The 12,322-nt window shown below is 54.1% G+C and carries 9 protein-coding genes; 7 read left to right on the plus strand and 2 right to left on the minus strand.

All coding sequences use genetic code 11. The features are described from left to right. The 3 genes from PAT3040_RS23730 to PAT3040_RS23740 form a co-directional block, all read left to right on the plus strand. Positions 1–1,381, plus strand: a 1,381-nt coding sequence (locus tag PAT3040_RS23730) for an S-layer homology domain-containing protein (RefSeq protein ID WP_219930310.1), incomplete at its 5' end; no start/stop codon positions are given. A gap of 693 nt (positions 1,382–2,074) precedes the next feature. Continuing rightward, positions 2,075–3,808 (plus strand): sensor histidine kinase, encoded by a 1,734-nt coding sequence (locus PAT3040_RS23735; protein ID WP_108994627.1) that lies wholly within the window; start codon positions 2,075–2,077, stop codon positions 3,806–3,808. After that, positions 3,805–4,926: a response regulator gene (locus PAT3040_RS23740; RefSeq protein WP_108994628.1), complete on the plus strand. Its 1,122-nt coding sequence runs from the start codon at positions 3,805–3,807 to the stop codon at positions 4,924–4,926. Before PAT3040_RS23735 ends, PAT3040_RS23740 begins: the two co-directional genes overlap by 4 nt. Before the next feature lie 21 nt (positions 4,927–4,947). Here PAT3040_RS23740 and PAT3040_RS23745 read toward each other — a convergent pair whose 3' ends face one another. After that, positions 4,948–6,753, minus strand: coding sequence for a sensor histidine kinase (locus PAT3040_RS23745; protein WP_108994629.1), 1,806 nt, complete (start codon positions 6,751–6,753; stop codon positions 4,948–4,950). Between the two features lie 10 nt (positions 6,754–6,763). Next, positions 6,764–7,501, minus strand: a complete 738-nt coding sequence (locus PAT3040_RS23750; RefSeq protein WP_108994630.1) for a response regulator transcription factor — start codon at positions 7,499–7,501, stop codon at positions 6,764–6,766. Positions 7,502–7,834: 333 nt separating this feature from the next. Between PAT3040_RS23750 and PAT3040_RS23755 the strand changes: the two genes are divergently transcribed. The 4 genes from PAT3040_RS23755 to PAT3040_RS23770 all read left to right on the plus strand — a co-directional run. Continuing rightward, positions 7,835–9,145, plus strand: coding sequence for an ABC transporter substrate-binding protein (locus PAT3040_RS23755; RefSeq protein WP_108994631.1), 1,311 nt, complete (start codon positions 7,835–7,837; stop codon positions 9,143–9,145). Between the two features lie 25 nt (positions 9,146–9,170). Next, entirely contained in the window at positions 9,171–10,121 is a 951-nt protein-coding gene (locus PAT3040_RS23760) for a carbohydrate ABC transporter permease (protein ID WP_108994632.1), read from the plus strand. Beyond that, positions 10,118–10,948 carry a carbohydrate ABC transporter permease gene (locus tag PAT3040_RS23765; RefSeq protein WP_108994633.1) on the plus strand — a complete coding sequence of 277 codons (831 nt, stop codon included), beginning with the start codon at positions 10,118–10,120 and terminating at the stop codon, positions 10,946–10,948. The genes PAT3040_RS23760 and PAT3040_RS23765 overlap by 4 nt, the downstream gene beginning before the upstream one ends. 16 nt (positions 10,949–10,964) lie before the next feature. Further along, positions 10,965–12,322: sulfatase family protein (locus PAT3040_RS23770; protein WP_108994634.1), on the plus strand; the 1,358-nt coding region annotated here is incomplete at its 3' end.

Below are 12,322 nucleotides of genomic sequence, written 5' to 3' on the forward strand. Positions count from 1 at the left end.
CCTGAAAGACACAACGCCGACGATCAGCGGCACAGCAGAGCCAGGAAGTACGGTGACGATCATCCTGGATGGAAGTGATGCCGAGTCTGTGCCGGTCGGAGCGGGCGGCACTTGGACGTGGACACCGCCGACCGCGCTTGGCGAAGGCGACCATACGGTACAAGTGCGTGCGACAGATGGGGCAGGCAATGGCGGACCAGATTCGGATACGAACACGTTCACGGTAGACGTGACCGCACCGGTCATTACGCTTCAGGGCAGCGCAACGATGTCGATTCTGACGGGAGATGTCTTTGTCGACCCGGGCGCAACGGCCGAAGACGCCTTGGAAGGCGCTGTGCTCGTGACGGTCACAGGCCACGTTGACCACCTGACTCCCGGCGACTACGAATTGACATATAGAGCGCAAGACAGCGCCGGCAATCTGGCCGCAGAGGTGACGCGTACCGTTCGCGTAAATGCACCGAGCATCCCGGTGTATTATTCGAACAATGCCGATCTTAAACAACTGACGATAACTGCAGATGGAGCGGAACAACAACTGACGCCGTTATTTGCTCCGGAGACCACCAGCTACAAGCTGGAAACGACTGCAGAGCAGGTAGACATTGGGGCTGTCAAGGCGCACAGCGGGGCGACTGTCACGTTGAAGGAGGAGCGGCTACCCGCTTCGGGAATCTGGACGCTTGATCTTGCCGAAGGAGACAACCTGTTCGACATCAAGGTGATGGCGGAGAGCGGAACGGTGAAAACATACCGCCTGACGATTGTTCGCCTTGCCGATCAGGAACAGCCTGAACCGACAGCTTGCGCGTTCCGCGATATTGCGGGTCATTGGGCGGAAGATCCGATATGCGAAGCGGCTGCTCTAGGAGTTGTTCAAGGCGATAACGCGGGAATGTTTCATCCGCAGCGGCAGGTCACGCGGATAGAGTTTGCGGCAATGTTGTTGCGTGCTCTCGAGATTTCTGCCGAGGGGGAGAGCCGTGCACTTACGTTCGCCGACGCCGACCGGATTCCGGATTGGGCGAAGGATGTCGCAAGCGCCGCGGTTAACGCAGGCGTACTGAAAGGGTATCTGGACGGTACGCTGAGGCCGCTGCAAACGGTGAGCCGTTTGGAAATGGCAGCTATGATGACGAGAGCGTTGGAACGGAGCCTCAGCGAAGGCGAAGGCGGAGAGGCAAGCGCAAGCGGAGAAACGGCTGCTTCATTCGCCGATGACGCGGATATTCCGGATTGGGCGCGAGCGTACATCTACACGGCGGCTCAACACGGCTTGCTCTTAGGGCGAGGCGACAATCTATTCGTTCCGAACGGCTTGGCGACCAGAGCGGAAGCAACGGTTACGATTCTCCGCTTGTGGCAGATTATTCAGTAAAGCAGCCCCATTGTCGGGGTTGGACGGCGCTGACGTTTGGCGTGTAACCTTCAGTTACGGTATACAGAACAACAATTGTGCGAAAATACACAAATATAGCGTAGTATGGGCTAATTATTGGTGTATTTGTGCAAATATACACAAAATTAGGCTTGGAAAGCCTCTAGTACCGATGCTATGCGAAAAATTGTGTATATTCGTACGATTTTCAGTCCTGAGGGTGGTTTTTCTTAACGATTTGAGCAAAAATGCACAATTAAGCAACCTCTCATAACTATAGCTGGGCTGAAGGGGGAAGAACCGACACGGCGGGGATCAGTGATGGGGCGATTTTCGGAAATCGTCCCGTTTCTTGTCAGGCATGAGGGTGCGTTTTATAATGAAGGGAAACTTTAATCTACTACAAGAGGTTGTTCAAAAAGTCCGCTTCCCATCACGAAGTATGCCAAGAAGCGTATTCGACATCGAATCTTGAATTCAGGCGAAACTAAGCGGATGCTTTCGAAGTATGTTTCCTCCGGAAACATTGCAGGTGCTCACGTAGCTTCCACTACGCTCCGCTCCTCAGTTTCTACCTTTATCCAATCTTCTACAGCGTTTTGAAAAAAACGCAGCATCGGAAGCATACGCTCATGTGCTGAAAACCGAACTTTTTGAACACGAACTATAAATTGGACCAAAGGACCCTCCTATATGAGCGCAACAATAGAGCTTCTCTTTATGATTGCTTCTCTCATCATGATCGGCATTATTTTCATCTCGGTTTACAGCTTTCGAAGACAGCGAGGCATACGATACTTGCTAGGCTTGATCGTATGCCGATTTGTGTACGCCAGCGGCGTTATTCTTGCGAATAGCGTGCACGCTTTAACCGAGAAGCTGTTCTTCCACAATGTTTTCCAAACTGCTCTTAACCTAATGGTACCGTTCTTTATCCTGTTCGTCCTGGAATGGATATATCCGGACAAGCCTATAAAGACAAGATGGAAGATAGGCCTGCTCGCTGGTTTCGCGTTGTGGTCGGCGCAGATGTGGCTCGATCCCAAGCTGCACTGGATCTATCGATCGATTGAGCTCGTAGACGGGCAATTGGCAATTACGCGGACTGCCTACTCTATGTCTTTCACGTTGCTTTGTTTTCTTGTATTGGCCGCCAGCCTATATGCCCTGTTTCAATATATGAGGAATATTCGCAGCGATTTGCGCAAGCCGGGAATGTGGGTGTTGTTCCTATCCTCTTTTTCGTTCGTGTTGGAAATTGTAAAATTCGCTAATCCGCAATGGTCCTTTTGGCTGCTTCCGTTAACGGTATATTGCGGATTTCTCGGCTCGCTTATGTTAATTATTATTTTGCGGTCCAAGTTTTTTTCTCTTGTTCCTTTTGCCAGAAATCTTGTGCTGGATACGTTGCAAGAAAGCATCGTGGTTGCCAATGCTTCCGGCAAGGTAATCGACAGCAACAAGCAGTCTTCCTTATGGTTTGACCAGCTTGGTTACTCCTCTATTGCCGAACGGAACATCTCGGACTTGCTGGCGTTCTGGCCGGATTGGCTTGCGCTGTGCAAGGCGATGAAGCAAGGGAGCGTCGAGATCGAAGCCGTGGTGGATGGAGAGCGGAAGAGGTACCGCGTCAACGTGTATCCGCTCCATACCTTGCGAATGCAAGGACAAGGCAGTATTTCGCTTATTGTCGATATTACGGAGAAGCAGCGGGATCTGGAGCAGATCGCGCAATTGAATCAACTGAAGGATCAGCTTATTGCCATTGTATCTCATGATATTCGCGGTCCGCTCGCGCTGCAGTTTCAATTAATTGAATTGCTGGAGGAGGATCGTGACGGCTTCCAGGCCGATCATCAGGAAATCATAGCACAGTTGGGCGGTCAGATTCGTAATACGCTCGGCATGTCCACGAACCTGCTGGAGTGGTTCCGCAGCCAGCGCGAAGATATGGCGCTTCGCCCGCGAGAACTGGAGCTGATCGAGGTTGTCGAGGACTGTATTCACTTGCTTCATATTTATAGCGGGGCGAAACAAATCGACGTGACGCATTCGGTTGATTCGGACATACGGGTGTATGCAGACCGGGAAGCACTAGGATTGATCCTGCGGAATTTGCTGTCCAATGCCATCAAATTCACCGGATCAGGCGGCGCGGTTCATGTTGACGCGGAACAATCGGGCGGGACGGTTATCGTATCCGTCCGCGATAACGGAATAGGTATGAGTCAAGAGCAGGTTCGGCGATTGTTGGAGGATAAGCAGCTTGGATCATTAGAAGGCACCTCCGGCGAGACAGGGGCCGGACTGGGATTGCTTGTTACGCGACAATTCATATTGCGCAGCGAAGGGAACTTGACGGTAGAAAGCAGTGCAGGCGAAGGAAGCTTGTTTAAATTTACAATGAGAGGCGGCACTCCATTATGAAGGTTCTCCTGGTCGACGATGAGCATGCCATGTTGCTCGCCATGCGATTACTGCTGGCAAAGATCGAAGGCGTGGAGCTTGTCGGAGCTTTCCAGAGCGCCGCGGAGGCGCTGGACTTTGTACATCGCACCGAAGTGGACTTGGCCTTTCTGGACATCCAGCTTGCCGAGGACAGCGGCTTGGATCTGGCCCGCCGCTTGCGTTCGCTGAATGCCGGTCTGGACATCGTGTTTACGACTTCCCATACGGGTTTCGCCATGCAGGCTTATGATGTATACCCGCTCGACTATATGGTCAAGCCCATATCGAGGAAACGATTGGCTCAGACCATCTCCAGAGCTGCGGCCGGCCGAGCCGTCCCCGAAGCGCAGGCGCAGACAAGAGATTCGGCGGCCAGCCGACTAGAAGTACGCGGATTGGGCTGCTTCGAAGCAAGCGGCCAGCAGACGGGTAATGTGAGATGGATATCCCGCAAAAGCATGGAGTTGTTCGCTTACCTGGTCAATCATCGAGGACGCAGCGTGGCCAAGGCGCGGGTTATAGAGGAGCTGTTCCCGGACATGCCGTTCAAGAATGCGGAACGGTATCTCTATACAGCGGTATACCAGCTTAGGAAAGCATTATCGGAGCATGGATGCAAGGAAATGGTCGTGTCCGCCCAAGAGAAATATCGGGTCGATCTCGATTGCGCGGATGTCGACTTTATCCGGTTCGAAGAGGATTTGCAGCAATGTCTTGAGATCAACGAGAGCAATGCGGCCGCCGCGATCAGGTTGGAAAGCCGGTACACGGGCGAACTGTTCGAGGGCAACGCCTTTGATTGGGCCGACGCCGAGCGGGAACGATTGACCATCCAGTACGAGTCATTTGCCAGACGACTGGCCGGCTGGCTCCTCGCTCAGAAGCAATACAGGGAAGTAACCCGGATCGCCGGCCGAATTGCGGCTCGCAATGCGTTTGACGAAGAGGCGCGTATGCTGCTGCTGCAAGCTTACGGAGCAATGGGAGACCGGCAATCGCTTCGGGATTGTTACGGCTCCTACAAGCAGTTGTTGCACGAGGAGCTTGGCGTGGGGCCTGCCCCTCATGTGGAACAGCTGTACGAGCAGTATCGGTAGACGTTGCCGCGATAAGGCGCCTCAATCCGGAATCTTTAGCCGGACGACGGTACCTAGCCCTTGTTTGCTAAGTATCTGCAACCCTTCATCCGTGCCGTAAGCCAGCCGGATTCTTCGATTGGTGTTGGCTAGGCCGATGTGGTCTGCATCGCCCGTATCCCCCGCATCCCCCGTATTTCCGTAGTCATCCTCCAAATGCATGGCGACCGAACGGCGTACTTCTTTCAGCCGTTCTTTTGACATGCCAACCCCGTTATCGATGACGGAGATAGCCGTCCACCCGGAATAACGAACAAGCTTGATTTTGATCCCCCCGTTGCCGGCCATCTCCTTAATGCCGTGATAAAGACTGTTCTCGATCAGTGGCTGCAGGACGAGCTTGACGGTGCTGTATGGTTGGATATCGTCGGGATCGTAAGCCCAGACGCACCGGAACTTATCGCCGTATCTAATCTGCTGAATCGCGACGTAATGTTTCGTATAGTCGATTTCCTTCATTAACGGAACGATCCGGCCCGGCTTGTCCAGCGTATACCGCAACAGCTCCGACAGATGCTCCAGCATGTCGTTGACTTCGTTCGGCCTGCCGGTCAACGCCATTGCCTTCCAGTTCAGCGTCTCCAACGTGTTGAACAGGAAATGGGGGTTGATTTGCGATTGCAGCGCGAGCAGCTCCGCCGCCTGAAGTCTAAACTTCTTCTCGGATAGCTGGACGCCCAGATAGTTGGACTGTATAAAGTTGCGCGTCATCGTCTGAATGATATAGCCGTATTCGTCCTCGCCCTTGCCGGCGCTGGAGATTTCGGGCAAAGGGAGTCCTTTCTCGGCCGATTTGATAATCGAGATCATACGGTGGATATGTCTAAGCGATCGTCTGGTCAGCAGGTAAGTCAGCGCCAGGCCAAGCAGGAACGAAAGCGCGACGACATAAATGGTGGACTGGCTCAGTCGGAACGATATTCGGTTGAGCTCGTCTTTGGGCACTAGCGAAATATAGCGCCAACCGTCGTGCATGCCGGACATAAGCTGCGTGCCGGCGAACGTTTGTTTATCCAGCTCCACGTCGAAGCTCCTGGTATCAGGCGACAGCGACGACAGCTTTTCTTGCACCGAATCGGGAAGGATCGAGGTTTGATTCCGGAACAGGATCCCCCCGGCTTCGTCCAAAATGATCAGATGCTGACCGTCCATGCTCGCGAACGATTGGAGCCATCGATCCAGGTAGTCTGTATAGATATTAACCGCGATGACGCCGATGGCTCCTCCCGTAAGCAGGGAGGTCAGCGGCTTGTACAGCGTGGTTACCGCAATCGGATCTTCGAAGCTGTAACGCTGAATTTGGCGTTGCTCGAGCAGGATGCCGACCGGGTTTTCCCTGGCGCGAAAACGCTCCAGCCAGTCGGAGTCGGGATAACGATCGAGCGTCGAGAGTCCCGTTCCGCTGGCGAGAAACTGATTGTAGGGATTGTTTACGTGGACGTAGATGGATTGGATAAACGGCTTGGCGTTCGCCGGGCTGTCGATCAGATTGCGCATCATTCCCAAGAGCCGCTGGTTATCGAACGTTACGTATTGAGTACGCAATATTTCTTCCAGCTGGTATAGCACTTCGGGCGTGCCCATGCTGATGCCAAGCGTCTCGATATCTTGGAAGACAAGCTCCATGTTGCGATCGATTTGATGCATCAGCTGCAGATTGTCGCGTGCGGTCTCTCCTTCCCGGTTTTGCTTCGTAATGACGATCGACAGCGTTCCGAGCACGATGGTCGGAATAAGCAATGGAATAAGGAAAAGCAGCATGTTTTTGACGAAAAATCGTTTTCTCATGTCGGCCCCGTTACTCGTTCAACCCGGACAGCTGGCGGAATTCGCGCGGACTCATGCCATGGTAACGCTTGAAGGTCCGCGTGAAGTTTTTGGCGTAGCTGTAGCCCACCATCTCGCTCACCTGATAAGTTTTGTACCGAATGTCCTTCAGCAACTCCGCCGCCTTGTTCATCCGAACCGACACCACGTAATCGGAGAAGTTTTCGCCCGTCTTTTCCTTAAAATATTTACTGACGTAATGCGGGTTCATATGGACCAGACCTGCAGCTTCCTCCAGCGTTGCATGCGCGTAATTAGCGGCGACGTAATCGCGAATGATTCTGACGACCTTCTCGTTAAAGGAGGCGTCCGCGCCGCCCGCACCGCGCTCCTCGTCGAGTTCCATCTTGAGCGAGGTGAACACCTCGAACAGCTCTTGGTATTTGGTCGGTTTGACGATATAGCTTTTGACATCGTATACGATCGCCTGCTTGGCGTATTCGAAATCCTTGTAGCCGCTCAGGAACAGAACCTTGACTCGGCTCTTTGCCTCATGCAGCATGCGGGCGACGTCCAGCCCCGACATAATCGGCATGCGGATGTCGCACAGCAGCGCGTCTACCTCGCGATTTGCTATGAATTCCAAAGCCTCCTTGCCGTCCCCGCATTGTCCTATCAGCTCAAAGCCGACCTCGTTCCAAGGAAAATATTGCGACAATCCGTTGCGAATTTCGGCTTCGTCGTCCGCAAGCAACAGCTTGTATTTCATTGCGATCCGATCCTTTCATCCGCGGAATACTTGCAAACGATTTCATGGTTAACAGCATAAATGAAATGTTTCCGTTTGTACAGACACACCTTTAGCGGAGCGCTAGGGAATATCCTTTAAGTGCGTGTTCCTTCGTAATGGGAAGCGGACTTTTTGAACAACCTCTTCCATGTTGCCAACTGTTCTCCGATATGGACGACATGTCAATTTCGGATACCTTTTGTCCCAAATGGAGCAAAAAGGGATACCATTCGTCATCTTGCGTGCCTGTTTTCAATGGCATAATAGCGATATAGTAAAAGCGTAATCATAATGGGCGAGGGGGAATAGAGAATGAAAAATAGAAATTGGAGGAAAGCGGTCGCTTTGCCGCTCGTCGCCATGCTTGCGACGGCGTTGACGGCCTGCGGGTCAGACGAGAGCGGCGGCAAGGCGCCGGAAGGAAAGACGGACGGCGAGAAGGTTACGCTGCGGTTCTCGTGGTGGGGCTCCGAGGTGCGCCACAAAGCATTGCTGGAAGCGATCGACATCTATACCGAAGCCAATCCGAACGTGGTCATCGAACCGGAGTACGGCGGGTTCGAAGGCTATTATCAGAAGCTGGTCACGCAATTTGCGGGTGGAACGGCGCCTGATTTGACGCCGCTTTCCGTAGACTGGATCGACGAAATCGCGGTTAAAGGCGATCTGGTTCTCGATTTGAACACGCTTAAGGATTACCTCAATCTGGATGCGTTCGACAAGGAGTTTCTGGACAGCTACGCGGTATACGACGGCAAGCTTGTCGGGCTTCCGATGGGTGCCAATGGCATGATTACGTTATATAACAAGGAGTTTTTCGACCGATTCGACATTGCCCATGATACGGTATGGGATTGGGAGACGATTCATACCATCGGCAAGCAGGTCCACGAGAAGGACGCCAACGCTTATTTGCTCGGCATGTTCGATTACCGGATCTTCCTGCAGCCGTTCGTAAATCAGCTCACCGGCAATCAGTGGATTCAAAACGATAAAACGGTTGGTTTCGCCGAAGAGGACGTAACCAAAGCATTTTCCTATTATCAGCAACTGATCGCGGACGGCGTGATCCAGCCCGTGGCGGAGAGCAGTCTTTACCCGGATATGGCGGACAACCTGCAATGGCAGAACGGCAACATCGGCATGATGTTCACACTGGCCTCCACGATCGCTAAAGTAAAGACGTACACGCCTGGAGTGGATGTTGCCATGTTCCCGGTGCCGAGCGATGCCAAGACGTCGGCCGTGCTTGTCAATCCGAGCAATCCGCTCGCGATCAACAAGAAGTCGAAGCATCCGGAAGAAGCCGCGAAATTCGCCAGCTGGCTGCTGACGTCGGAAGAAGCTTCGCTCGTCCTGAAGGATGTATTCAGCGTGCCGGTCGTCAAGGCCAACGCCGACAAGCTGGTAGAGGAAGGACTGATCGATCCGACCGTGGCCAAGGCGGTTGATCTTGCGCTTTCGAATCCCGGCGAGCCGGTAAACGGGCTCAGCAGCAATCAGGAGCTTAACCAGATCGCACAAGACATTTTGGAGCGGGTTGCCTTCGGCAAGGTTGCGCCGGATGCCGCAGCAAGCGAGCTGACGGAGCGTCTGAAGGACAAGCTGGCCTTAATCAAGTAAGGCGAAAAGGAAGGGACGAAGGGTTATGACACATCAATCGGCGCAGGCGGCGGGGGGACAGACTCCCGGCTCTGAGGGCAAGCGAAGGAAGCGGAAGCCCGGGAGCTTGGTCGCATATTTATACATCAGTCCGTGGCTGATCGGATTTATCGTGCTCACGCTCGTTCCGTTCGTTGCCTCGTTTATTTATTCGTTTACCGACTATAACATGGTTCGCAAGCAAACGTTTGTCGGACTCGCGAACTATATCGAAATCTTTACGAAAGACCCGGTATTCGTTCAGTCGCTGCGGGTGACGCTGCTATACGTAGTCATCGCCGTGCCGCTCAAGCTGATCGTCGCCTTGCTGGTGGCGATGCTGCTGAACGTCAAAATGCGAGGGATTTCCATCTACCGCACCATCTATTATCTGCCGTCAATATTAGGCGGCAGCGTCGCGGTATCGGTTTTGTGGAGGTTTATGTTCATGAGAGAAGGACTCGTGAACGAGATGCTCTCCTATTTCTCTTTGCCGCCTGTGAACTGGCTGGGAGATCCCAACCTGGCTCTGTTTACGATTACGCTGCTTCCCGTCTGGGAGTTCGGATCGTCGATGGTGCTATTCCTCGCGGGTCTAAAGCAGGTTCCGGCGGAGCTCTACGAGGCATCGAAGGTGGACGGGGCTTCGCGCGTAAGAACGTTTTTCTCCGTCACGCTGCCCCTGTTGACGCCGATCGTGCTGTTTAATCTGATCATGCAGATGATCAATGCCTTCCAGCAGTTCACGGCGGCGTTTGTCATAACGGACGGCGGGCCCATGAAGTCTACCTATCTGTACGGAATGATGCTGTACGACAACGCGTTCCAGTTCTTTAAGATGGGGTACGCATCCGCGCAATCCTGGATCTTGTTCCTGATCATTCTGGTCTTCACGTTCGTGCTGTTCAAGACCTCCAACCGCTGGGCGCATTACGAAGACGGAGGTGACGGCAAGTGAGGAGACGCAAGCTATGGACGGTTATCGTCTTGTCGGTGTTCTCTATCCTGTTTTTATATCCGTTGCTATGGCTGATCTCGTCTTCGTTCAAACCAAACGCCGATATTTTTTCCAGCATCAGCTTATGGCCCCGCGAATTTGTGTGGGATGCTTATGCTCGAGGCTGGCAGGGGGTAGGGCGGACGAACTTCAGCACCTTCTTCGGCAATACGCTGCTGTTGGTTATTCCGGTGGTCGTACTCACGGCTGCTTCCAGCCTGCTCGTCGCTTATGGCTTCGCCCGTTTTAAATTCCGAGGCAAAGGTCTGTTGTTTACGCTTATGATCTCGACGCTGATGCTGCCGGATGCGGTTATCATGATCCCGCGTTATCTGCTGTTCAAGGAATTCAACTGGCTGAATACGTATTTGCCGTTTTATGTGCCCGCTCTTTTGGCGGTTAACGCCTTCTTCGTGTTTTTGCTCGTACAGTTTCTGCGCGGCATTCCGCGCGATCTCGACGAGGCCGCGGTCATCGACGGATGCAATTCGTTCGGCATTCTGGTACGCGTGCTGATTCCTCTAGCGGCCCCGGCGCTCGTCTCGGTATGCATCTTCCAGTTCATCTGGACGTGGAACGAGTTCTTTACGGCGTTGATCTATATTAACAGCGTTTCGAAGTATACGGTGGCGCTTGGTCTGAGGATGGTGCTCGACAACGAGGGAGCGGTCAATTGGAATCAAGTCATGGCGATGTCGGTCGTTACGATTTTGCCTTGCATCGCGGTATTTTTTATGGCTCAAAAATATTTCGTGGAGGGTATCGCCACGACCGGGTTGAAGGGCTGAGGAGGAGGGAATCTTTATGTCATTAACGATAGACAATGCCGAGCGCGTCGGACGTCCCGTCTCTGGCAAACGGCCAAACGTAATCGTCTTTTTTACCGACCAGCAGCGCTGGGACACAACGGGGGTGCACGGCAATCCGCTTGGTCTGACCCCCAACTTCGACCGGCTTGCGGCTCGCGGGACTCATCTGGAATACGCCTTCACTCCCCAGCCCGTGTGCGGGCCGGCGAGAGCTTGCCTCCAGACAGGAGTATACGCCACGACGAACGGCTGTTATACGAACGGAATACCTCTGTCCACAGAATGGCCGACTCTTGCGCATTATTTTAACGAAGCGGGGTATGAGACGGGGTATATCGGAAAGTGGCATCTGGCCGTTACCCGCGACAGTCCGGTACCAGAGGAGTTGCGCGGCGGCTACAAGAGCTGGCTTGCGGCTGATGCTTTGGAGCATACATCCGATGCGTACCGGACGTTGCTTTACGATGAACGGAATCAACCTGTCAGGCTGCCGGGGTACCGGGTAGACGCTCTGGCAGACGCGGCGATCCGCTATGTCGACACGCATAAGAACGATCCGTTTTTCCTGTTCCTGTCCTTTTTGGAGCCGCATCATCAGAATCACAGGGACGACTATCCAGCTCCGGAATCCGAGGTCGGGAAGTACGTATCGGCATGGACGCCGCCCGACCTTGCATCGCTTGTCGGCACGGCGCCGCAGCACTTGCCCGGCTATTACGGGATGGTAAAGCGGCTTGACGAAGCGCTTGGCCGCGTTATGGACGCCTTGCGCAGTTTGTCGCTGGAGGAAGAGACGATCATCGTGTTTACCTCTGATCACGGCTCGCACTTCAAGACGCGCAACAACGAATACAAGCGCTCCTGCCACGACAGCTCGATCCGGGTGCCGGCCGCAATCGGAGGCGGCCCGTTCTCCCGAGGCGGGCGCATCCCCGAGCTTGTCAGCCTCGTCGACTTGCCGCCGACGCTGCTTGACGCGTGCGGCCTCGGCGTGCCTGCGCATATGCAAGGCCGCTCGGTCATGCCGCTGCTGAGAGGGGGAGGGGCGGCGAACTGGCCGAGCGAAGTGTTCGTGCAGATCAGCGAATCCCAGGTGGGGCGCGCCATCCGCACGCATCGCTGGAAATACGCAGTCACCGCTCCGCAGGCTCATCCGCAACGCGACGAGGGAGCGGGGCGTTATCTGGAGACGGAACTCTACGATTTATACGCGGATCCCTACGAGCTGAACAACCTGGCGGGGTTAGAATCGCACCGCGGCGTGGCGGACCGGCTGCGGGAAACGCTGCTCCGCCGCATGGCGGAGGCCGGCGAGACGCTGCCGCATATCGAGCCCGCCGCGCCGCCGCCCTC

The sequence above is a fragment of the Paenibacillus agaridevorans genome (assembly GCF_003112455.1).
Classification (GTDB): Bacteria; Bacillota; Bacilli; order Paenibacillales; family Paenibacillaceae; genus Pristimantibacillus; species Pristimantibacillus agaridevorans.

Excerpts from the sequence above, each read along its gene's own strand:
- PAT3040_RS23750 (WP_108994630.1), bottom strand. The coding sequence starts at position 7,501 with ATGAAATACAAGCTGTTGCTTGCGGACGACGAAGCCGAAATTCGCAAC.
- PAT3040_RS23740 (WP_108994628.1), top strand. The coding sequence starts at position 3,805 with ATGAAGGTTCTCCTGGTCGACGATGAGCATGCCATGTTGCTCGCCATG.
- PAT3040_RS23760 (WP_108994632.1), top strand. The coding sequence starts at position 9,171 with ATGACACATCAATCGGCGCAGGCGGCGGGGGGACAGACTCCCGGCTCT.
- PAT3040_RS23755 (WP_108994631.1), top strand. The coding sequence starts at position 7,835 with ATGAAAAATAGAAATTGGAGGAAAGCGGTCGCTTTGCCGCTCGTCGCC.
- PAT3040_RS23735 (WP_108994627.1), top strand. The coding sequence starts at position 2,075 with ATGAGCGCAACAATAGAGCTTCTCTTTATGATTGCTTCTCTCATCATG.
- PAT3040_RS23745 (WP_108994629.1), bottom strand. The coding sequence starts at position 6,753 with ATGAGAAAACGATTTTTCGTCAAAAACATGCTGCTTTTCCTTATTCCA.